Here is a 21223-nt window from a genome sequence, read left to right on the forward strand (position 1 = left end):
GAACTTTTAAAAAGAGTATTTAAAAAATCAAACTTTGCAAGATTTAGCTCTTGCATTGTTCTTTGAAATAATATTGTTGATAAACTGATGTCTATTTCTTAATTTCTTTGCTTTTTAAGTTATTCTTTATAAAAAGGCTTTGTTTTAAATTAATATATTATACATAGTGTATATTAATTTATAGTTAACTCTTTATATTTACAGTTTAATGGTAATTAACTATTAAAGGTGTATATTATGCTTCTTGTACAAGAAAATATAAATAAAATAATTAAACAACAAGGTATGTCAAAAAAATACTTTACTCAAAGGTTATTAGAGTTAAAACCAACTGTTAGACGTATAGGGGAAGTTCCATCAGTATCAGCAATATACAGTTATTTAAATGGGCGAATAAATATACCAGTAGAACTAATATCTTATGTTGCAGAAGTACTTGGTGTAACAGAACAAGAACTATTTGACACATCAGTAGAGAGTAGAAAAAAATGTTTTAAATATTTCTTACAAAATGCTCCAAAAGAAGAACTAGAATATTTTAATCATTTTATTAGCTCTCAGATTCATAATGATATCAATATAAACTATGGTGAAGTTATTATGAACTCAAAAACTTCAGATGAAAAATTTACTGAGCTTCTAAAGTATGCTCCTGTTGATTTTATGGATAGAGTTTTGGTAAAACTTGAGGAGTATGAAAAATTGAATAATATGGAATTCTGACTTTATAATTTTTCTTAAGATTCAGTGATAGTTTTCTTTATTTTAGCTTGTAAAATAAGTTTTAAAACTTCAGTTACGATGAATAAAAATTAACTACTTTTAGAAATTGAATCTGTAAGTGGCTCTTATAAATAATATAATACAATAAGTAAACTTTATAATTCACTTCCCCACTTAAAAATATCGAGTCCATATTTTTCTCGTAAAATTTGTGTAGATTTTGTAAGGTTTTTCATTCTCTGTTCGTCATTAAAACCAATAAGCGACAATTCTTTTCGCGAGTCTCTTGTAAAACTTGAACAGTTAATACTGAGTCGAATAATGTGTAGGCGTTTTTGAGAATCAGCTTCATTAAAAAGGGATAAGCACAATGAGTCGAATTTTTTTTCAGTAAAAATTTCTGCAAGTGATATATTTTTATGAGAATTCTGATTCATTTCATAGGATATACTCAGATGAAAAACAGTTGGGATAACATTTAGCTTCAAAATTGCATAACTAAGGTGTCTTGCAAGTACATGGACTCTTCTTTGCAACTCATCCCTATCATAGAGTGCATCAAAGGTTCTAGAGATACCTATGGACTTTCTTTTATGTGTAGATTGTATTGGTGAATCGGTTAAACCACAAACTCTTTTATATAGTTCTTTTGAGTAAGGACTCCATGACTCTACCACGCCACGACTTGCTCTTAATGTACCTAATGTATGTATGTGAACAGATTGCAACTTCTCTTTCATGCTTTTACCAATTCCGGCAAATTCCCCAATAGGAATGTTATCTATAAAGCTATTGAGTTCATGGGGTAGGACTATTTTACATCCAAATGGTTTTGCTGCTGTTGTTGCAAGTTTTGCTATATATCTTGTTTTTGCTACACCAATAGATACCGGTAGTTTAATAATTTCTAGTATTTCCTCTTTGAGATGAGTAATAAATCCTTGAACTTCATCATCCTCTATCCATCCTTCTAAATCACCATAAAATTCATCTATACTCGCTTGTTCAACAAGAGGAATTTTACTTTGTAAATATTCATGAAGTTCATGAGAGAGTTTTTGATAGAGTGACATATTGGGCGATTTAATAGTGAGATGAGGACAAAGCTGTAGTGCTTCTTTGATGCTCATAGCTGTTTTAATACCATATGCTCTTGCTTCATATGAGGATGTTGTGAGAATTCCCCTAACTCGTCCATCTGCATCTTTAAAAGCATCTAAATCATCATCACTCTCTTCATGCTCTTTAAAAAATGTGGGTACAAATGAGCCAGAGTTTTCAAAACTAACAGTCTGTTTTTTTTCATTAGAATTAAATATTTTAGTATCACTTCTCCCCCCTATAGCAACAGGTTTATTGTTTAATGACGGGTCTTTTATTCTTGCAGCACTTACAAAAAAACAATCGATGTCAATATGAATTTTCAACTTATACAGTCCTATATTATGAGTATAAATAGATTATAATAGATAAAAGAATAGATATGTTATTTAATGGCATATAGACATATATTTACCTGATATATCTATGAACTTTAATAGTTCTATGTAGAATCAATGTAAGCATTATCTTCAGGGCTATTATAGTCTTGAGTTGATAAAATACGAGTCTAATTACGAAAAGGACAATAATGGAAAAAATTACTGCTTTATTAGAAAAGTATGAAGACTTTAAATATGCTCAAATGCGTTGGATTGAAGAAATTTCAGACTCTTCAAAAGTTATTACAATAGTAGTACAAGATGATGATGGCGAAGATTTGAGTAGTGTTAAAGTAACATTTACTGGCATTAAAGAAGAAAGAATACTAGTTAATAGTGTCCTCGGTTATCTCGATATGGGATTCGGGGTTAGCATGATTAAAGAGCATGGTTTATTCGGTTTTGCACTAGGTAGTGGAACTGCAATGCTACATGTACGTAGTGCACCATTATATATAATTTCCACGGGTATTACAATCGAAGAAGTATAAACAAAAAAATTATTATAATTTTAATTAAGGAAGAAAAATGACAACTGGAAAAGTACTTACACTATACATGACAATGCCTGATATGATACGTGCAGGTCACCGCATGAGTGTTGAAGACATGGATTGTGATGAAGATGGTATCATGGGTAGTAGAGACTATGAGAATGGTTCTGACCATAAGATGGTTATTGTTTCAAAAAAAAGCTATGACATTATAGAAGAAGCAGAACTAGTTGTGGATCAGGGCGTTTTAATGGAAGATATCTATGTAGATGTTGATATTAACCATCTAAAAGCAGGATCACTCATTGAAATTGGCGATGTTATATTTGAAGTAAATGGACCATGTGAAAGCTACCGTTATTTATACGCATTTGCACCTGAACTTCCAGAGCTTATTCATGGACAACGTGGTATTTTTGTTACTCCAGTAGAGTACGGTCAACTAGCTGTTGGAAATGAGGTTAAGGTATTAAAAGAGGTTTAGTATGAGTATTATTGGTATTGGAATTGATTACAGCAACATTTGTAAAGACTATAATACAGCATATCTAGATCGGGATAATACTGACCCAGCAACCTCTAAGTGCATGAAACAAGTACTTGCTTGGACAAAGAATTTCATATCTGAATTTTTAGAAAGTTTTGAATATGAAGTACATAATTTTAGTTCTAGTGTCCCAGCAACGATAGAAGACATAGCTTCTAAAAGATTTCTTTTTTACTCTCTAGAAAAAGAAATAATGTTACAAAGTTATGTGATAGATAATAAATATATAGAGTACGGTTCTTTATCTGCATGGGCAGAAAATAACAACGATAGTATTCTTGTTAAAAATGATGAGGATGGAGGATTGATTTCTTTCTTTGTTAGTGAAAACTCAAAAGCTCACTTATGGTTAATAGATAAGCTAAAAGATTTTTCAATTGATGAGATCGAGTTTCTAGCAAAATAAAATTTATTTTGCTAGGAGCTGTTTATACATTCTTTTTACAAAACTTGGTTTAAGCCCTGCTATGTAAAGCTCATCTTCTTCTTCTTTTATATGCTCTTTTTTTATTTCTATAAGCATTTCCCATCTTTTTACTAAAGCCAATTTCACTTCTTTTTCAAAATCACCACTATAATCTGGATTCATAGTGGTTAGTTTTTCAATGACTTCAGAGAATTCTACTTCTTTGATAAGTTCTAATTGTTCATTTGGATGGGTTTTTTCAGTTTCTACTTTATAAGTCCAGATAGCTGTCAAGATAGATTTTAGCTCATCTGCATAATTTCTTTCTTCATCTGGGAGTTCTTGAGTTAAGGCTGCTGGAAGGTTTTTTAAAGAATTTGCATTGATAATTGCAAACTCTTTTTCAAAAGTTTCTAATTCTTCTTCATACTCGGCTGCATCTTCCCACATCTTAGCAAGCTCCATATTCTTTTTCATAGTATTACTAAGATTTTTTTTGGAAGAAGCTGTTTCACTCTTTTTTTCTTGAATAAGACCATCTCCATCATCATTTTCAAGAAAAGCTTTCAGATTATCCATTTTCATCTCCATATAAATATTTTTCGTATTTTAACATGAAGTTATACATGGTTACAATTAAACAACAAATCTTATTCATTTTTTTTGTTTAACTAAAGGTTTTAAAGTTTTCTTAATCATTTTTAGTAGTATGAGATAAAATAAAGACTCATTAATTTTAGTGATACCATTTAAGTAAAGGATGTGAAAAAGATATTAAAACTCGCTATATTATAGGAGAATTATTATGAAAGCAGAACTTAAATTACAACTGGAAAAAATCGTAGCGCTTGTGAATGATGCAGCAGATGCAGATCCAGAAATGGATCTTGAATATTGTATCCCAGAAGTAGAAACAACATCGGATGCCTGTAGTGTAAACGGGAATCCTTATATTTTATTAACATATACTGCGAATGAGACTCAACCGACCAAGAAGGTTAGTTTAGGTAAGGCAGCTCTTCAATGTACAGAGAAAGATTTAGCCCAACACGTAATATTGTCAATGGAAGCATTTAAAGATGAGTCCGATGCCTTTACAATGGGCTAAAAGGTGTACTTGTTTATACAATTAATGTATCAATGAGGAAATAAATTATAGTAAGTACTAGAATGTCACCATCCTTAATTAGAATAGAAACTATCTATGGAGAATTATTATGAATGCAACACTTAAAACAAAACTGGAAAAATTAGTTTCTTTGGTGAATAAATCAATGGTCGATCCTGATATTGATATCGATTACTTTATTCCTGGAGTAGAAGTGACAATTAAAACTGATCATGAATCATCTGATCATCCCTATATTTTACTGACATATGTAGTTAGTGAGTATAATAAACGTACTAGGAAAGTTCATCTAGGGAGTACAGCACTGGAAGATACAGTAGAAGATATAGCTAACCATGTTACTGCTTCAATTGTAGAGTTTAAGGCTGAAATTGATTCTGTAGAGATGGGATAATACCATCCCTTAAAACATAGAATTGAGAGTTAGATTATTTTGAATGTATTTTATGGGCTTTAACAACTTCTGATATAAAATTATTCGTAAACATTTTTACAAGTTCTTCTTCTTCATCATCATCTTCGTCAAAGTGGTATTGTGTAAATCCAAAAAAATCTTCAGGTAAAATATTATATTCGCACATTTTATCTATTGCTTGGTTATATGAGTTACTTAAAAAGAGAGCTGCTATTTCTTCTCCCTGATATGTGTACTCAGAATCTTTCATCTCTTTAAAACAATTTTGTTGTAAGAGTATATCTTCTAGTTTATCCAGTTCATGACCTTGTTCTACAGATGCAGACCCATTCTTTAATATAGCCATAATTAATATATGTAATTCTGCAATAATTTTAGATTGTTCAGTCATATTATTTACCTACTCTAAACTGAGGCATATTCAAATACTCAAACTTACTACATAATTCAATCACATCATTATCTATTGATTCACCAATAAAAATCATGATAGATGGCTCTTCATAAGCGTCTAGTTCATCAAAAGAGACATTACCAAATGAGTAATTTATAACTAAGGGGTTTGCTACATCTTTAACTTTTACTATGCCCTTAACTCTATATACGCTATCGGGAATATTATTTAGTATTTCATCTACATCATTAAAGACAATATCTTCTTTAAGATAAGCAACTTTTTGAGTAATTGAATCTTCTGTCGTGTGGTTGTCATGTTTATAATCGTTTGCTAATCCTATGATTTCATCAATTTTATAAATACCTTCAAAGACTTCTTTATTAACAATTCCTCGTTCGGCACTATTAATCACATAGCTATTGAAAACAGTTTTGCCGGTCATAGTATTTTTAATATTGAACTCTTCTTTTATTTTAATGACATCTTGCTTGACAGCTTCTAGCTCTTTGTCATCAACTAGGTCAGTTTTATTTAGTACGATGATATTTGAACCACCAATTTGGTATTGGGCAGTTGAGTTGTCTTTGTAAGAGTTAAGATTTTTAGAATCTACTACACAGATAACACCTTCAACAGAGATACCTAGGTTTTGCATAGAGAGAAAGATAGGGAAGGGTTCAGATGCTCCTGAAGTCTCTACAAAGATTATCTCAGGATTATACTTATTCATTATTTCAATGACACCACTTTCAAACTCTTCAGCAAGCTGACAACAGATACAGCCTTCTGATATTTCAAGTACTTCACTATATACATTACTGAGGATGTCACCATCTATACCTATGTCGCCAAATTCATTGACTACAATGGCAACCTTTTTATCGCTGAAGTGTTCTTTAACAGTATTTGTAAGCATTGTAGTTTTTCCAACACCTAAAAATCCTGTTATTATAAATGACTGTACCATGTGTATTCCTTGTTAATAAAACTTATTTAATAAGCTCTTGTCGTAAGTGTTTATAAAAAAAGTTTGTGGGTATTTGTTTATAGAGGGTGAGTACGACTGTGCCTAAGCACAGTTATAAGATTTATTTTGGTAGGTTACCGTTGTTGTTTTTAGAAGGCTCTAAAATTGGCTCAAGACCAACTTCCTTAGCCCATGCAGCTGTTAAATCATAAGCAGCTGATGCAGTTGACAAGTTTTTGTCAATAAGTTCTTGTTTCTTTTTAAATTTCTTTTCAATTACTGAGTCAAGTGTAGCAGTACCACCAGAAGCTGTATATTTCTTAAGGAATCTATCTTTGATTCCCTCTTCAATAGCCGGTTTAGAAACTGTACCAAGAGCACCAAATAATGCACCTAACATAGCCATGTTAGTTGCAAGTTCAGTACCAGCTTCATCAATAGCAAACTGTGTAAAGTCATGAGTTAAAACTTTTACATTTAAGTCATCTAGTATTTTTTTATCTGTATCAGTTAAAAGATCTCTATCAGAGTTAATGATAACTAAACCATTTTCTTTAATACCAGCATAAAAAGGCATAGTGTATGACTTACCCATAGTAATAACTTGTGGGTGGAAAATCATAATGATATCAGGATAAATTACTTCCCCTCTATCATAAATAGGCACTGTACCAATTCTTGTATAAGACTCAGATGGAGCCATACGCTTTTCTGCACCAAAAAATGGATTAGAAACAGCATAGTAACCATCAGTATCAGCAGCAGTTGCAGCAATGTGTGCAGCTGTAACTGCACCTTGTCCACCTAGACCTGGAAGTCTTACTTTTATTGAATCTTTAGCCATTATAACTTTCCTTCTGCTTTACATTTTTTCAAGAACTCTTCTGCTTCTGGTGAAACATGCTTGAAACTAGCAAATCTATCTTTATCTTGATCTTTCATTTCGCCAAGACCTTCATTAGCACTTAGTCCAATTTCAAGAATACAAGGAGTATAAATGTTAAGGAATGTTGGTCCGATTTCTCTAGCAACTAAAATCGCTTCTCTAACAGCTTTAGCAACTGATTTTGGAGCAGATGCAGTCATATTCATAGAGTAGTGACAGCCAGATGTTACAGCTAATTCCCACATTTTTACTTTTTCGAACTTCTTACCAGTAGGTGCCATTTTAAAAACTTGACCTTTTGGAGTAGCTCCAGATTCTTGTCCACCTGTGTTTGCATAAACTTCATTATCAAAACAGATTGTAGTGATATTTTCTTGTCTAAAGAAAGATTGAAGTGTGTAGTCAAGACCGATATCAACAGTAGCACCGTCACCAGCTAGAACAACAACATCTTTTTCAGTATCTGGAAATCTCCAGTCTAAAACTCTTCTGATACCAGTTGCAACAGCATTTTGGTTACCAAAAAGTGAGTGAACAGTATGAAGAGCAATGTGTGGGAACATTAAAGATGTGCAACCAGTTGAGTTAACAATGATTGTTTCTTCTGGTTTAGGTAGTGCAGAAAGCACATATCTTAAAGCAGCAGCTTCTGGACAACCAGCACATAATGAGTGTTCTTCAAGAATCTCTTTTGTTTCTGGAAGCTCTTTAATACCACGAGGTTTCTCTTGGTTTTGAGCCCATGTAGCGTTCTCTTCAAGATCAATGATCTCTTTAGGCATAATGTCTCTAAATTCAGGATTGATTTTATATATATCTATTGCCATACTATGCTCCTTTTCCGTTAATGTGTTCAAATACTTCTTTTTGAATTGCTTCAGAAGGCATACTCATACCACCAGCAACTCTTGGACCGCCAACTATAGCAGCACTATGTTTATTATAAAGAGCAGTTTTAACTTCTTTTTCTAACCAACCAACAACGTTGAATTCAGGTACGAAAACATCTGTAACACCATCAAGTGCAGCAAGAAGTTCTTTAGTTGGGAAAGGTCTAATTGTTCTAAGTTTTATAACCTTAGTCTTAATGCCTTGTTTCTCTAAGTCTCTTTGTGCTTCTTTTGCTTGATGAGAAGCAGTTCCACAAGTAACAAATGCGATTGTAGCATCTTCATTTCCAGTTGTATGTACAAGACCATTTAAGAAATGCTCAGCATATGGACGTGAACGCTCAACCGCAGATCTTACTTCCCATTGCCATGAAGCATGAGTTGCATAAGAAATATAGTTAGACTTCATTACAAATGGATCTCTTAAAAAACGTCCAGGAGGAGTTTCAGAATCAATCGGAGGTAATGGAGATTTATATGGCTCATAAGGGAAAAGAGCAATGTCGTCCGCTGGTAACATTACAGATTCTCTTGTGTGAGATACAAAGAAACCATCAACAACAGTAACAATTGGAACGTGAACATCAGGCTTTTCAGCAACGATGAATGCAGCAATTGACATGTCAAATAATTCTTGTACGTTTTCAGCATACCAAATCATACAACCAGTTTCTAACATAAATGAAACTTCTAAGTTATCTGGTTGAATAGTTAGTGGTGAATTAATACCACGAGCCATAAGTACTAGTTGACAAGGAATTCTTGTACCAGACCATTGTGGAAAGTTTTCCATTGCTCTAAGTGTACCTGGACCTGAAGTAGTAGTAACTGTTCTAGCACCAGCCATTGCACATCCTGCAACCTCTGACATTACACCAAATTCATTTTCTCCACGGAAGTATGTACCTACATAACCTTCAGCCCATAGTTCACCAATAAGGTGAGCTGCTTCTGATTGTGGTGTAATAGGGTATGATACAGATGCATCAACTGTACATCTTTTTATTGCTTCTTTTAAAACTTCTGAACCAGTCATGAAGTGTTTTTCTCTTGGAGCATCGAAAAGCATGTGATCTGCTGTAACTAATTTTTGTCCAGACCAATTATGTGTGTCTGTCATATCAGTAATTCTACTCATTGTTTATCTCCTTCTCTTATAATTTTAGTTCTGATTTTACTTCTCTAGCTATCTTGATAAATTTCTCAAGCTCTGAAGAATGTTGATCTCTTAATGTTGCCATAGCATCTTCGTGTCCAGAAAGACCACAAATTGCAACTGTATAACAATCAGTTTCACATCTAACCATTTTTAACGCAACGTTAGCATAATGACAGTGAACACCAATAAAGATTGCTGCTTTGATATTGTTATGCCAAATTGTTAAGTTTGGATGATTTGGATTGATTTCAACTTCAGCATCAATTTTTGGATACTTTGGTCTATAGTCATACATTGGAATCATTTTAGCATTAAGAACTTCTGCCATCTCTTTTATAAGAGTAGCTTTTTTCTTAGCTTCTTCGTTATAACCGTATAATACTTGTGGACCAGGAAAAATTGTTGCATTTTCTTTAGTCAACATAACTTTTGCAATTTCTCTCATTGCAACTTCTTCATCTACTACTGTTTCAAGTAAAAGTGCTTTACCCTCTGGTGGTGTAATTACACCTTCATATACTGCCGCAGGATACGGTGAGTAATACGCAGGACCTTGATTTGCCATAAGTTCTCCTATAAATTTATTATTTTATAATATAAGTTTAAATTAGATATAAATTAAATACTTAACTATTCTTCGTGTCCAGCCATTTCCATCGTAATACAATTACGATCTAACATGTCAGTACAAACGTATACACATAGTGCACACCCTTTACATCTATCTTCATCTACCCAAGATGTATTTCCGTCTTTATTGAACATTAGCGTATTCGCTTCTGGACAATATAGTGTACATGTGTTACATTTATACTCAGCACACATGTCAGAATTAACTTTTGCTACATAATACATTTTTTCTCCTATGATGACTTTAAACATAGATACCATTTATGTCAATAACTAATAATTTGGTAATGTAGCCTCAACACAACTATAATATAATAATCTTTAAGAACAAGTATTTACCATATTCATAACACATTATATCAGCTACATTTTATGTTTTTCAATTGTGATTTTACTGAAAAAGGCTTTAACCTTTCTTTAACTTATTATCTAAAATTATTTTATTAATAAATTTATCTCCTTAATTGAATGAAATATACCTTGGCTAGATAGGCCTATTCTTGGGATTTTATAGTTTTATTATTGATTTTTATTGTGGGTAATTCTTCATTTAAGCCAGTTGTACTGATACTAATAGAATATTTTGATAAAGTGTAAATATGTAAGAATAAGTAACACTTGATGTTATATGGAAAATGATTGAGCTGATAAATATGTTATGTAAGTTGTTGCTTCCTAAGTTTTTACTGTAGAATTTATTTCTATTTCAACATTTAACTTAAATTAAAAGTTAAAATGTTAAAAATAGTTCTTAAATAATTATGGCTGTAAATTATATTATTGATAAATGTAACTATTAGAAGTGCCAAGGTTCAATCTTGTGAATAACTTTCTTTATTATTGACTAGATTTAAAAATATTCATCTATAATAATAAGTGTATTAGAGTAAGAGGTGTACCAATACTTTAGTTCTTAAAGATTTTTAGTGGAAAATAGGAGTTTTAGTGGAAAAAATTATATTACTTATTCCAATTATACCCATTGGCATAGCTTTTCTTCTCTTTTTTATCAAAAAGAAAGAGTTAATTCCTAAAATTAGTATCATGCTTTCAAGTATGATTGCATTACTTGCACTTTTGGGGTCATATTATGTTATCAGTAATGATACACAGATAATAGGCTTTGATGGACTACTGATCTACAATGAACTTTCAGCAATACTAGTCCCTTATGTTGCGATTCTCGGCTTGGTAATTCGAAAGTATGCGACTAAGTATATGTGGGATGAAGCAGGATATAAAAGATTCTTTATCCTATTAAATTTTATCTTTGCATCGATCTACTTACTTGTAATGAGTAACAATCTTATTGTCCTCGCATTGGCTTGGCAGCTTATGAGTGTTGGTTTATATCTATTAGTATCATTTAATGTAGGTTCTAAAACTGCTGTAAAAAATGCAAGATGGACTATGTACATTCATAAAAGTGCTGACTTTGTATTTCTCCTTGCAGTTATTCTAACATACCAAACTTTTGGAAGTTTTGATTTAGTAGTATTAAAAGAGAAATGGCTAATAATGTCCCAAAGCCCTATTAACGATCCAATGATATTTGCAGTAGGACTACTTTATTTATTGGCTGCTATGATGAAATCTGCTATTGTACCATTTCATATATGGTTACCTTACACATCGGAAGCACCTACTCCGGTATCAGGTTTAATGCATGCTGGTGTTGTAAATGTTGGAGGAATCTTACTTAACAAAATGGCATATTTACTTATACTAACACCTATGGTATTAAATCTTGCATTTGTAGTTGGTCTCTTTACTGCTATTTTTGTATCAATGCTTATGCTTGTAGTATCAGATATTAAACGTTCACTTGGTTATTCAACTGTGGGCCAAATGGGTTATATGATGATGGAAATAGGTTTAGGTGCTTTTAGTCTTGCCATCTATCATCTTATTGTTCATGGGATTTTTAAAGCTTCACTCTTCTTAGAGTCAGGTAGTATAATAAAATATGCTAGAAAAGATCCAAATATTCCAGAGCGTCTTTCACATAAAACTTTTTCTCAACAAGATACAAAATTTAAGAGTACTAAAACATTCAAACTCATGGTGCTTTTTACTCTCGTTCCTGTTCTTGCATTTATTGGAATAAAAGTAGTACTTGCCCCGGAATTCTTCGAGTTTAATGCAGCTATCGTTATTTTAGCATTTGCTTGGCTCACAGGGACTCAACTTTTCTTATCCTTTTTTAAAGTGTCTAAATTTGATTCTATCAAAGCTATATTAGGAATTGTTAGTTCATTTGTAGTAGTTCTATTTACCTATGAGTTTATTGGTTTGAGTTTAGAACATTTCCTTTATGGCAAAGACTCTTTACTCTTTTATGAAGCGGCTACACTTAACGTAACTTTAGTGAGTTCATTGGTAGTACTTTTTCTTATCATGATAAGTGGATGGTTTTTTATTTATAAACGGCATATTGTAGATAAACCAATGAAGACAGACAGTCCAAATAAAACAAAGTGGTCATTTTATAAACTACTCGTAAAAGAGGGATACTATTTTGAAATATTTAATAGTTCAAAGAAGGGGAAACTATGATTGCTAATATTTTCTTTCTTCTTTTAGCTGGTGGATTACCTTATTATCTTATTTTAGAAAAAAGTGATATTTTTAGTAGTAAATCTATATTTAAAGTGAGTGGATTATTTCTATTAATAGCGATTATACTTACTTTTTTTATTGAGAAGGAAATACCAACACAATTTGTTATTATCTCGTTTTTGAGTGCACTCTATTCCATATACAGAGCAACACAAACAACAAACTTTTATAAACTAGCATATTATTTTATTTTTATGAATGCACCTTTTTTCATGCTTTTTGAAAGTCATGGGGCATTCTATAGTTTGTCATTACTCGTCTCACTTATTGGTATCTATGCAATTGCTAGTTTTTATGAGAAGCATTACGGAAGTGCTAACTACCTTTACGTTAGAGGTATAACACTTGCAACTCCTTTGGTAGGAATTCATATTACAGTATATCTGATCAGTATTGGACTTTATCCACCTTTACCAAACTCTTTGTTCTTTTTAACATATATTTTTAACAGTGAAGCGGACTTACTGTGGTTTATAGTTGTTATTACTTTATACTTTGGTAACTTTTTGGTTTCTATGAAAGTATTAGAAAAATCAATTTTTGGGAAAACTAATCCAAATATACATTATGTAGATTTGAATTTTAAAGAAAAAATTACTCATTTTATTATAATAATTTTACTTATATTATTAAGTATTCATGGAATTAGGGAGATACTTCTATGGGTATTATAGATAAACTAAACGCTATTAAAAACACAGTGCCACATTATTGGCCAATTGGCTCATTCATTCACCATAATCCATTAAAAGGTTTTGAGCATCTTAACTTTAAAGATGGGCTTAGTAAAGCAAAAAAGATATATGGTGGGAAAGTATATATGGAGCCATCTTATTATTTAAAATTTTATAATGAGAGAAAAATTTCACACTCTCTTTTAGAAAAAAATCTAAAAGAGATTCTTGAAATTGATGGCTTAGCTCAATATTATGATTTAGCGATGAAATGTTTACTTGAAGTAAATCCTCAATGGAATCATTTTAGAAAGCAGGCCGATTCAAAAGAACATGAGATTGATGAAGAACTTCTTGCTTACTTGGATGATGAATTTTCTTACCATAATAAAGAGAGATGGCTAAAACAGATTACTAAGAATATGACACTTTATGAGATCAATGATATTCTTTTTTATCGTGATGATAAAGAGGTAATTGAAAAAAGTATTATTGAATTTATTTCTCGTTTTTTAGATGAAGATCAAGCTACCTTACCAATGGAAAACAGAGAACTTGGGATGTTTGAGACATTTAAGCTTTATGAAGATTTTGATTATCCTCATGACTCTGAAAAATTTGTAGAAGAAGCATTAGATAAACTACGTGCTAAAAATAAAGAAAGATATCTTTTAAACCATATACTCAAACAACATGGTTGGGCAGGATTTATTAAGTACCGTTCTGAGGATCCTAATTATTTTTCACAACAACAAAATCCATCATCACTTATGGACTATATGGCTATTAGACTGTATTATGAAGTAGTCTATTTGGAGCATAGAAAAATTAACAACTTTGATTTATTGCATGATTATGCACTTGAAAATGGTGCTTATGTGATACTTAAAATGATTAAGCATAAGTACAATTTACCAGGTAAATACATTGATGCTATGGAAGAATCTAAAAACTATGAAGATATTTTGGAAAGATATGTACAAGAAGAACTTCAACTAGATGCTAAACAAGTTCACCTTTCAAATGATATATTGAAAAACAGTGAGATACCATTAGTAGAACTTGCTAAGATTATGGAAGTTTTAAGAGAAGAGGAGGGCTATATTTGGCTTAAATCTCTTGAAGATACATACATCCATTCATTTATAGATGAGATGAAGTTAACAGATGAAGTCGAACAAACTAGACCATTAGCTTCTGTTACAATGTGTTTAGATGTTCGATCTGAAATTGCTAGACGTGCTATTGAGACTACTGGTAACTATACAACTTATGGTGCAGGTGGATTCCTTGGGTTTCCTATATCATTTGTTGAATTTGATAAGGTTCATGAGCAAACGCTATGCCCAGCAGTAGTAACACCTGGAAATATAATCTTTGAATTAGCGGTAGAAGTTGATGATGAATATAAGTATAAAAAAACTATAAATAAAACTACAAAAAAGGTTATAAGTGATTTAAAAAACAATCCATATACACCTTATATTATGGTTGAAGCTATTGGTTGGATTTTTGGAATTAACCTTTTTGGTAAAACTTTTGCAACACAAAAAACTGCAAAATTCTTTTCAAATTTTAAAGCTCAAAAGCCTAAAACAAGATATACAATGGATAAGTTGTCTAATGAAGAGATAGCAGGGTATGTAAATACACTCCATATCAGTATTATCACTGAAGTATTAGTTAATAACTCATCAGATAAATATTCTAAAGAAGAAGTGCAGTCAATAAGAGATCATTTAATTTTAGGAAATGAACTATCTGTGAAAATACCAGCATACTTATTACGTAAATTAGAGAGTAGCTACAATATATCAACAGAAGACTATGAGTATCAAAAGAAGAAACTTGCCAAAGTTGGATTTACTCTTGAAGAGAAAACTCAGTATTTGTATAACTTTTTAACAATGATAGGTCAAGTTGACAATTTTGCAGAATTTGTGATTTTATCCGGACACTCTAGTGTCTCAGATAATAATCCTTTTGAGTCTGCACTTGACTGTGGTGCATGTGGTGGAAGTAGTAGTCTTCCTAATAATAGAGCACTATGTATGATAGCAAACTCTCAAGATGTAAGAGAAGCTATTGCCAAAAAAGGAATTACTATTCCTGCTGATGTAAAGTTTATGCCAACTATGCATATCACATCAACTGATGAGATAGAGTTTCACGATACAGATATATTAAGTCAAGCGGAAAAACAAAGATTCTCTCAAGTTATTGAAGACTTTAAGAAGGCATCAAGTATTGCGCGTAAAGAAAGAATTGTCCAATTACCATATACTGAAACAGAAAATGATATCATGATTAAGTCCATGGATTGGTCAGAAACTAGACCAGAATGGGGACTCGCTGGAAATATGGGTGTATTTACTGGTCCAAGAGATAGTATTAAACACATGCCTTTTGGTAATAGACTTTTTATGCATTCTTATGATTCTAAATTAGATAATGAAAATGCTGATATACTAACTCGAATTTTTGATGGACCACTTGTTGTTGGTGAATGGATTAATCTAGAGCACTATTTCTCTACAGTGGACAATGCTATCTATGGTGCTGGTTCTAAGGTATACCATAATGTTGTTTCAAAAATTGGCGTATTTAATGGTAACTATAGTGACTTAAAAATTGGTCTCCCAACACAGTCTGTATTTTTAGAGGGTAAAGCTTATCATGAGCCGGTTAGACTTCTTACATATATGGAAGCACCACTAGAGACCGTAGGAAAAGCGGTAGAAAACTCTGTCGCAAAAGAGTTTATTTTAAATGAATGGATACGCCCTGTTATAATAGACAGAGCAGCAAAAAAGGTTTACTCATATGAAAATGGTGAGTTTATCGTGATTAAAGAATTATAAAATAAAAAAGGAAATAAAATGTATACAATAGTAATAGAAGAAGAGTGTAGTTGTTTTAAAAAGAGCGGAATGGAAAATAATATGACGTTTGAAAATAGAGAAGATATGCTTAACAAAGCAAGAGTTATGGAATGTTTAATGAATCAGCAGTTTTGTATGACACACTACTTTGAAGCAGTGGATTATGATACTAAAATAGTTATGCATCGCACTGTTAGACCAGTTGATGAAGATGATGATGATGTAGAAGATGCCGTAGATCTAGTGCGCAGTAGTAAAATGACTATCGGTTTTGATGGTAGCGAAGCTTCACCAAAAGATGCTGGCGGAAACTAACTTACCGCTACCTTAAACTACTCTGATTAGCTTAATGTTAGGTAATCAGAACAGTAGTAACGAGTATCGAAAATAATTTTATTATTATAAAATATACCTTCTTTGAAAAACCACTTCACTTTCAGTAACAATGAATATACTTCGACAAATAATTAACACAAGGATATATTATGTATACAGTACAAATGGAAGAAGAATGTGCGTGTTTTAAAAAAAGTGAATATGCAAACGAAAAATCATTTGACAATCAGCAAGATGCATATAATTATGCAAATATAGTAGCAGAGTTTATGAATGAAGACTTCTGTACAACACATCTATTTACTTCTCAGATGATAGGTCCAAAAACATTTATGATTAGAGTTAGTGCAAACCCAAATGTTGGAAGCTCATGTGGAACTGATAGTTCTGGCGGCAGTTGTGATACCGGTAGTTGTGGTTGTTAATAATATAGACTGCATTTTTTTTATACTTATATAAGCTGTAGATAGACAATCTCAAGCTTATGCAGGTAATATTTACTTAACTCAATAGATACTCCCTCCTAGTATATCACCTTAATTAAAACTAGACAAATACAAAATTATTATTGTCAAAGTGTAACTTTTTTTTACAATTAAATTCTTGAACCAGATAAATAGTGTAACTATTCTACTCATATAAATAATTTTATATTCATATATATTATGGATTATTTATAATTACACTCTTCAAAATTAGCCTAGTTTTAGAAGACTATAAACTTCATATTACATCAATTATTCCCCTAAAATAGGAGAATTTTTAAGGACTTTCAGTAGTTGACTCCTCAATTATTTTAACTCTTTCATAATATCTTTATTGCTCATGTACATAGTTCTTACATTAAAAGCAAAAGAATATTTAGTATATTTAAAGATTTATTCGCTATAATAAGCTACAAATTCATGTTTTTCAGAGAATTAATAGTCAGAAAAACTGCGTGTCTAATTTTAAAATAAATAATTAGATATAGAATTTAAAAATGTTTTATGCACTTTGTGTGTAGATTATAAAACTTTTTCATTATTATAAAGGAGTCAAGAATGACGAAAATAGTAACAGAGGGTCCTGCTGGTTATATGCCAACATCAGCGCCTGCCATGGGAGTAGAGCTAGCACCAAGTGGTTCAGCTTTACTTTATGGAAATACTGTAACACCTGAAGAGGCAATGAGAGATGCAGCGATTGCATTACTTACTAAGAAAAATCCTACGATATTCCCTGGGCCACAAGTTCTATGGGACTGGAAAGATGATGTTGCTGCAAAAGCAGCAGCTATTTTAGATCTTGCATCTGAAATTCCAAATTGTAAAATTATCCCAATGCCAGATTACAGACCTAAATATCCAAAAATTGATGTTAAAGCTGAAATTAATCCAAATCACCCAAATCTTACAATTTTAGATAATAAGATCGATGCTTGTATTTTTGTTGGTGTGCATTGTCACTATGCGAATCTTACACTTAGAATGATTCGTGCTGGTACTAGTTGTTATACAGTTGCTTTATGTGCTTATATGGGACACGAAGAAGCTATGGCATCAATTAGAGATTTACATGCATCTGATATTCAAAAATTCAAAGAAATTTTAATTGAAGAAAGAAACAGATTAGGAATTGAGTGGACGACTACTCTACCACCAGAAAATCCGTCTTTACAAAAAGAAGATAATAGTGATTTATCGCCTGCTGATTATGGAGAGTATAGAAGTCTCATCATGTCAAAAAAGGGTGAACATATTACTGATACTGAATAAAGGAGACATCAAATGAGTCCAAATATAAGACCTACACTAGAAAAGAAATACGTTGATATGAACTACCTGCTAAAGGAAGCTCCAAGAGAGAAACACTTTATCACAGGTGCTCAAGCTATGGCTGAAGCAGTTAAAAGATCAAACACAGATATGGCAATTGCTTACCCAATTACGCCACAATCAGAGGTAATGCACCTTGTTGGTGATATCTTTGCTCGAGGTCACATTAAAGAGTACTACAGAGCTGAAGAAGAGCTTGGTACAATGTCAGCAATCGCTGGTGCTTCAAGAGCGGGTGTTCGTTTATTTACAGCAACATCTGGTCCTGGACTTTTACGTGGTTTAGAAGCAATTGTTTCATGGCCAGGTCACCGTGTTCCAGCGGTTCTTGGTATATTAACTCGTGTTGTTAATGCTCCATTATCAATTCAACCTGATAATATCGAAATGGCTTATATGATGCATTGTGGTGCAGTTATGTTACATGCTGAAAATCAGCAAGATACATTTGACTACACACTAGCAGCATTTGCTATTTCTGAAAAAGTTGATGTTTACATTCCAGTAGCTGTTGCAACAGAAGGTTTCTTCGTTACACATGCTAAGGGTTATGTTGATATGATGTCAGAAGACTTAGCATATTTACCATTTGACCCAGTTGCTGCACCAGTTCCTGCTATGGATAATGAAACTCCACCAGCTAGAATTCAACGTGATGCTCCTGTTCAAAAGTCAAACTTTATGTCTTACTTAATTCATGCAGTATGGCAACAAGAGATTTGGGATTGTAACAGACGTGCAATGAAATACATCTATGAGTATCTTGGTGGACCAATTGAGGTTCAAAACCCTGAAGCTGATGTGTTTGTTGTTGCATCTGGTTGTGCTGCTGCACAAGCTAGAGAAGCATGGAGATATGCACAAGAAGATGGTTTAAGTGTTGGTTTAATTAAAGTTAAAGCAATCAGACCATTCCCAGCTGCTGAAATCGTTGAAGCAACTAAGAATGCAAAGGCACTTATTGTTCCTGAGCACAACATTGTTGGTTGGTTAGCGACTGAAGTTAAAGCAAGTATACCTAATGGTGGAATTGTTGTTGACGGTCCAAGAGTTTATGGTGGTATGACACTTCCTGTTGAACTTATCATGAGAGAACTTTACACGGCTCTAGGTTTAGAGTACGATTTAAAATTATAAAAAGGGGATAGAATGAGTTTAAAATATATTACTCCGGCACCAATATTCAAGAAATATTTGCCAAAAGATTATGTAGAGTTAGTTGATTACGGTCCATTCGGAAAGACTCAAGAAGAAGCTGGTCCAGGTAACATGGGTCAATTTAAAGAGTTAATGGAAGAGCACCCTATGTGTTCTGGTTGTTGGATGGCTTATTATATTAGATTAATATTCGCTTCACTTCCATGTCCTGAAGAAACTGTAACATTAGGTACTGCTGGTTGTGGTCGTCTTGCGATCTCTCAAGCTGCAGTTCCATTTATTTATGGTAACTATGGTGATCAAAATGCAATGGCTTCTGGTCTTACTCGTGCATTTAGATTACGTTTCCCAGATAAAACTAAAGATGTTATTACTATTGCCGGTGACGGTGGTACTATGGATATCGGTTTCTCTATGACTATGCACTCATGGATTCGTGGTGAAAAATTCACAACGATCATGCTTGACAATGAAGTTTATGGAAATACTGGTGGTCAATCATCAGGTATGTCTCCAAAAGGTGCTGTTCTTAAGATGGCTCCAATGGGTAAAGACTTTGATAAGATGCCAGCAATCGACTTAGCAAAAGCTGCTGGTGTTGTTTATGCTGTTAGAATGTCTCCTACAAACATTAAAAAAGCGGCTAAGATTATTAGACGTGCAATTTTTGTAGCTAGAGAAGTTGGTCCAACATTTATTCAAGCTTATACATCATGTAACATTGAGTATTCAATTCCTACAGAAGATGTATTTCAAGATGCTAAAGACAAAGAGAAAACTCGTTTTCAATTTGAAGAATTCATGACTCCTGAAGCTCAAGCGGTAATTGAAAGAGTTGAAGAAGAAGAAAAAACAGCTAGAAAAGCTAGAAAAGCTGTAAAAGCAGAGGTAAACTAGTATGTCTGAAACAATAGAACACAAAAGATATAACATACGTATTTCTGGACTAGGTGGTCAAGGTGTTGTTACAACAGCACACATTCTTGGTTCATGTCTTGATAATGCGGGTAAGTATGCATCTCTCGTACCATTTTTTGGTTCTGAGAAAAGAATGGCACCTGTTGAGGCTTATGTAAGAGCTTCAACACAACCAATCTACGAAGTGGGTGAAGTAATTTATCCAGACATTATTATGATTTACCACTCTCAAGTTGTAACTCATGGTAAGTCTTATACAATGCCATTCTATACTGGCCTTAAGCCAAATAGTTTAATTATCATTAACACTGACTTTGATGTTCTTACAGAAGAAGATGAAGAGATTCTTAATGCGTTAAACACAACTGTTGTTCAATTTGATGCAAACGGTTTAGCTAAGAAAATTGCAGGTACTGAACTTGCAACTAACATGGCTATGATGGGTATGTTACTTGGTCTTACAGGTCTTGTAACTACTGAGCATATTGAAGCAGCTGTTAGAGAGAGATTCCTTGGAAATTCTTTCGTTGCATCTGGTGGTACTGCAATGCTTGACTCAGCTATTGAGAAAAAGTTTAAGAAAAAAGAGCAGTTACTTGAAGCTAATATGAATGTTATTAAACATACTTTCGCAATGGCTGATACTGTAGATATTACTGGTTCTGACTTAATTGTTAGACTAGACGTATAAGGAA

General features: G+C 32.6%; 24 protein-coding genes. 15 read left to right on the forward strand and 9 right to left on the reverse strand.

The features are described from left to right. Positions 1–237 precede the first annotated feature (237 nt). Entirely contained in the window at positions 238–723 is a 486-nt protein-coding gene (locus HOG88_RS06850; protein WP_295004555.1) for a helix-turn-helix transcriptional regulator, read from the forward strand. A 155-nt stretch (positions 724–878) separates the two neighbouring features. Here the strand turns inward: HOG88_RS06850 and HOG88_RS06855 are convergent, their stop codons facing one another. Continuing rightward, positions 879–2150: a DNA polymerase IV gene (locus HOG88_RS06855; RefSeq protein ID WP_295004557.1), complete on the reverse strand. Its 1272-nt coding sequence runs from the start codon at positions 2148–2150 to the stop codon at positions 879–881. A 203-nt stretch (positions 2151–2353) separates the two neighbouring features. Between HOG88_RS06855 and HOG88_RS06860 the strand changes: the two genes are divergently transcribed. Genes HOG88_RS06860 through HOG88_RS06870 form a run of 3 tightly spaced genes read left to right on the forward strand, consistent with a single transcriptional unit; the run spans position 2354 to position 3651 of the window. Then, a complete protein-coding gene (locus HOG88_RS06860) occupies positions 2354–2695 on the forward strand; it encodes a hypothetical protein (RefSeq protein ID WP_295004559.1) in 342 nt (113 codons plus the stop codon). 37 nt (positions 2696–2732) lie between these two features. Continuing rightward, positions 2733–3182, forward strand: a complete 450-nt coding sequence (locus HOG88_RS06865) for a hypothetical protein (RefSeq protein WP_295004561.1) — start codon at positions 2733–2735, stop codon at positions 3180–3182. A 1-nt stretch (position 3183) separates the two neighbouring features. Next, complete coding sequence (locus HOG88_RS06870) at positions 3184–3651, forward strand: hypothetical protein (RefSeq protein ID WP_295004563.1); 468 nt, start codon at positions 3184–3186, stop codon at positions 3649–3651. A gap of 3 nt (positions 3652–3654) precedes the next feature. Here HOG88_RS06870 and HOG88_RS06875 read toward each other — a convergent pair whose 3' ends face one another. Then, entirely contained in the window at positions 3655–4230 is a 576-nt protein-coding gene (locus HOG88_RS06875) for a hypothetical protein (RefSeq protein ID WP_295004565.1), read from the reverse strand. Between the two features lie 226 nt (positions 4231–4456). Between HOG88_RS06875 and HOG88_RS06880 the strand changes: the two genes are divergently transcribed. Continuing rightward, a complete protein-coding gene (locus HOG88_RS06880; protein ID WP_295004567.1) occupies positions 4457–4759 on the forward strand; it encodes a hypothetical protein in 303 nt (100 codons plus the stop codon). Between the two features lie 109 nt (positions 4760–4868). Beyond that, positions 4869–5174, forward strand: coding sequence for a hypothetical protein (locus HOG88_RS06885; protein ID WP_295004569.1), 306 nt, complete (start codon positions 4869–4871; stop codon positions 5172–5174). 34 nt (positions 5175–5208) lie between these two features. Here the strand turns inward: HOG88_RS06885 and HOG88_RS06890 are convergent, their stop codons facing one another. The 7 genes from HOG88_RS06890 to HOG88_RS06920 form a co-directional block, all read right to left on the reverse strand. After that, complete coding sequence (locus HOG88_RS06890) at positions 5209–5586, reverse strand: hypothetical protein (RefSeq protein WP_295004571.1); 378 nt, start codon at positions 5584–5586, stop codon at positions 5209–5211. 1 nt (position 5587) lies between these two features. Beyond that, positions 5588–6559: a GTP-binding protein gene (locus tag HOG88_RS06895; protein ID WP_295004573.1), complete on the reverse strand. Its 972-nt coding sequence runs from the start codon at positions 6557–6559 to the stop codon at positions 5588–5590. A 121-nt stretch (positions 6560–6680) separates the two neighbouring features. Continuing rightward, positions 6681–7403, reverse strand: coding sequence for a 2-oxoacid:acceptor oxidoreductase family protein (locus HOG88_RS06900; RefSeq protein WP_295004575.1), 723 nt, complete (start codon positions 7401–7403; stop codon positions 6681–6683). Then, positions 7403–8272: a thiamine pyrophosphate-dependent enzyme gene (locus HOG88_RS06905; protein ID WP_295004577.1), complete on the reverse strand. Its 870-nt coding sequence runs from the start codon at positions 8270–8272 to the stop codon at positions 7403–7405. Before HOG88_RS06905 ends, HOG88_RS06900 begins: the two co-directional genes overlap by 1 nt. Before the next feature lies 1 nt (position 8273). Continuing rightward, positions 8274–9473 carry a transketolase C-terminal domain-containing protein gene (locus HOG88_RS06910; protein WP_295004579.1) on the reverse strand — a complete coding sequence of 400 codons (1200 nt, stop codon included), beginning with the start codon at positions 9471–9473 and terminating at the stop codon, positions 8274–8276. Between the two features lie 16 nt (positions 9474–9489). After that, positions 9490–10059 (reverse strand): carbon monoxide dehydrogenase beta subunit family protein, encoded by a 570-nt coding sequence (locus HOG88_RS06915; RefSeq protein ID WP_295004581.1) that lies wholly within the window; start codon positions 10057–10059, stop codon positions 9490–9492. A gap of 65 nt (positions 10060–10124) precedes the next feature. Next, positions 10125–10349 (reverse strand): ferredoxin oxidoreductase, encoded by a 225-nt coding sequence (locus HOG88_RS06920; protein ID WP_275756860.1) that lies wholly within the window; start codon positions 10347–10349, stop codon positions 10125–10127. 720 nt (positions 10350–11069) lie between these two features. Here HOG88_RS06920 and HOG88_RS06925 point away from each other — a divergent pair. The 9 genes from HOG88_RS06925 (at position 11070) to HOG88_RS06965 (ending at position 21219) form a co-directional block, all read left to right on the forward strand. After that, the gene (locus HOG88_RS06925; protein ID WP_295004585.1) at positions 11070–12680 is read left to right on the forward strand and encodes a proton-conducting transporter membrane subunit; all 1611 of its coding nucleotides are present in this window, start codon (positions 11070–11072) and stop codon (positions 12678–12680) included. Next, the gene (locus tag HOG88_RS06930; RefSeq protein ID WP_295004587.1) at positions 12677–13417 is read left to right on the forward strand and encodes a hypothetical protein; all 741 of its coding nucleotides are present in this window, start codon (positions 12677–12679) and stop codon (positions 13415–13417) included. The genes HOG88_RS06925 and HOG88_RS06930 overlap by 4 nt, the downstream gene beginning before the upstream one ends. Continuing rightward, positions 13405–16278, forward strand: coding sequence for a putative inorganic carbon transporter subunit DabA (locus tag HOG88_RS06935; RefSeq protein ID WP_295004590.1), 2874 nt, complete (start codon positions 13405–13407; stop codon positions 16276–16278). Before HOG88_RS06930 ends, HOG88_RS06935 begins: the two co-directional genes overlap by 13 nt. Before the next feature lie 18 nt (positions 16279–16296). Then, complete coding sequence (locus HOG88_RS06940; protein ID WP_295004592.1) at positions 16297–16614, forward strand: hypothetical protein; 318 nt, start codon at positions 16297–16299, stop codon at positions 16612–16614. Positions 16615–16784: 170 nt separating this feature from the next. Further along, positions 16785–17060, forward strand: a complete 276-nt coding sequence (locus HOG88_RS06945; RefSeq protein WP_295004594.1) for a hypothetical protein — start codon at positions 16785–16787, stop codon at positions 17058–17060. A gap of 618 nt (positions 17061–17678) precedes the next feature. After that, positions 17679–18392, forward strand: coding sequence for a carbon monoxide dehydrogenase beta subunit family protein (locus HOG88_RS06950; RefSeq protein WP_295004596.1), 714 nt, complete (start codon positions 17679–17681; stop codon positions 18390–18392). A gap of 12 nt (positions 18393–18404) precedes the next feature. After that, positions 18405–19589, forward strand: a complete 1185-nt coding sequence (locus tag HOG88_RS06955) for a transketolase C-terminal domain-containing protein (RefSeq protein ID WP_295004598.1) — start codon at positions 18405–18407, stop codon at positions 19587–19589. Positions 19590–19601: 12 nt separating this feature from the next. Further along, positions 19602–20507, forward strand: a complete 906-nt coding sequence (locus tag HOG88_RS06960; protein ID WP_295004600.1) for a thiamine pyrophosphate-dependent enzyme — start codon at positions 19602–19604, stop codon at positions 20505–20507. Position 20508: 1 nt separating this feature from the next. Next, on the forward strand, positions 20509–21219 hold the full coding sequence (locus HOG88_RS06965; RefSeq protein WP_295004602.1) for a 2-oxoacid:acceptor oxidoreductase family protein: 711 nt from the start codon (positions 20509–20511) through the stop codon (positions 21217–21219). The last annotated feature ends 4 nt before the right edge of the window (positions 21220–21223 follow it).

Origin of the sequence: Sulfurimonas sp. (assembly GCF_018698455.1) — a bacterium.
GTDB lineage: Bacteria > Campylobacterota > Campylobacteria > Campylobacterales > Sulfurimonadaceae > Sulfurimonas.

Excerpts from the sequence above, each read along its gene's own strand:
- HOG88_RS06850 (WP_295004555.1), top strand. The coding sequence starts at position 238 with ATGCTTCTTGTACAAGAAAATATAAATAAAATAATTAAACAACAAGGT.
- HOG88_RS06860 (WP_295004559.1), top strand. The coding sequence starts at position 2,354 with ATGGAAAAAATTACTGCTTTATTAGAAAAGTATGAAGACTTTAAATAT.
- HOG88_RS06865 (WP_295004561.1), top strand. The coding sequence starts at position 2,733 with ATGACAACTGGAAAAGTACTTACACTATACATGACAATGCCTGATATG.
- HOG88_RS06870 (WP_295004563.1), top strand. The coding sequence starts at position 3,184 with ATGAGTATTATTGGTATTGGAATTGATTACAGCAACATTTGTAAAGAC.
- HOG88_RS06875 (WP_295004565.1), bottom strand. The coding sequence starts at position 4,230 with ATGGATAATCTGAAAGCTTTTCTTGAAAATGATGATGGAGATGGTCTT.
- HOG88_RS06880 (WP_295004567.1), top strand. The coding sequence starts at position 4,457 with ATGAAAGCAGAACTTAAATTACAACTGGAAAAAATCGTAGCGCTTGTG.
- HOG88_RS06885 (WP_295004569.1), top strand. The coding sequence starts at position 4,869 with ATGAATGCAACACTTAAAACAAAACTGGAAAAATTAGTTTCTTTGGTG.
- HOG88_RS06890 (WP_295004571.1), bottom strand. The coding sequence starts at position 5,586 with ATGACTGAACAATCTAAAATTATTGCAGAATTACATATATTAATTATG.
- HOG88_RS06895 (WP_295004573.1), bottom strand. The coding sequence starts at position 6,559 with ATGGTACAGTCATTTATAATAACAGGATTTTTAGGTGTTGGAAAAACT.
- HOG88_RS06900 (WP_295004575.1), bottom strand. The coding sequence starts at position 7,403 with ATGGCTAAAGATTCAATAAAAGTAAGACTTCCAGGTCTAGGTGGACAA.
- HOG88_RS06905 (WP_295004577.1), bottom strand. The coding sequence starts at position 8,272 with ATGGCAATAGATATATATAAAATCAATCCTGAATTTAGAGACATTATG.
- HOG88_RS06910 (WP_295004579.1), bottom strand. The coding sequence starts at position 9,473 with ATGAGTAGAATTACTGATATGACAGACACACATAATTGGTCTGGACAA.
- HOG88_RS06915 (WP_295004581.1), bottom strand. The coding sequence starts at position 10,059 with ATGGCAAATCAAGGTCCTGCGTATTACTCACCGTATCCTGCGGCAGTA.
- HOG88_RS06920 (WP_275756860.1), bottom strand. The coding sequence starts at position 10,349 with ATGTATTATGTAGCAAAAGTTAATTCTGACATGTGTGCTGAGTATAAA.
- HOG88_RS06930 (WP_295004587.1), top strand. The coding sequence starts at position 12,677 with ATGATTGCTAATATTTTCTTTCTTCTTTTAGCTGGTGGATTACCTTAT.
- HOG88_RS06935 (WP_295004590.1), top strand. The coding sequence starts at position 13,405 with ATGGGTATTATAGATAAACTAAACGCTATTAAAAACACAGTGCCACAT.
- HOG88_RS06940 (WP_295004592.1), top strand. The coding sequence starts at position 16,297 with ATGTATACAATAGTAATAGAAGAAGAGTGTAGTTGTTTTAAAAAGAGC.
- HOG88_RS06945 (WP_295004594.1), top strand. The coding sequence starts at position 16,785 with ATGTATACAGTACAAATGGAAGAAGAATGTGCGTGTTTTAAAAAAAGT.
- HOG88_RS06950 (WP_295004596.1), top strand. The coding sequence starts at position 17,679 with ATGACGAAAATAGTAACAGAGGGTCCTGCTGGTTATATGCCAACATCA.
- HOG88_RS06955 (WP_295004598.1), top strand. The coding sequence starts at position 18,405 with ATGAGTCCAAATATAAGACCTACACTAGAAAAGAAATACGTTGATATG.
- HOG88_RS06960 (WP_295004600.1), top strand. The coding sequence starts at position 19,602 with ATGAGTTTAAAATATATTACTCCGGCACCAATATTCAAGAAATATTTG.
- HOG88_RS06965 (WP_295004602.1), top strand. The coding sequence starts at position 20,509 with ATGTCTGAAACAATAGAACACAAAAGATATAACATACGTATTTCTGGA.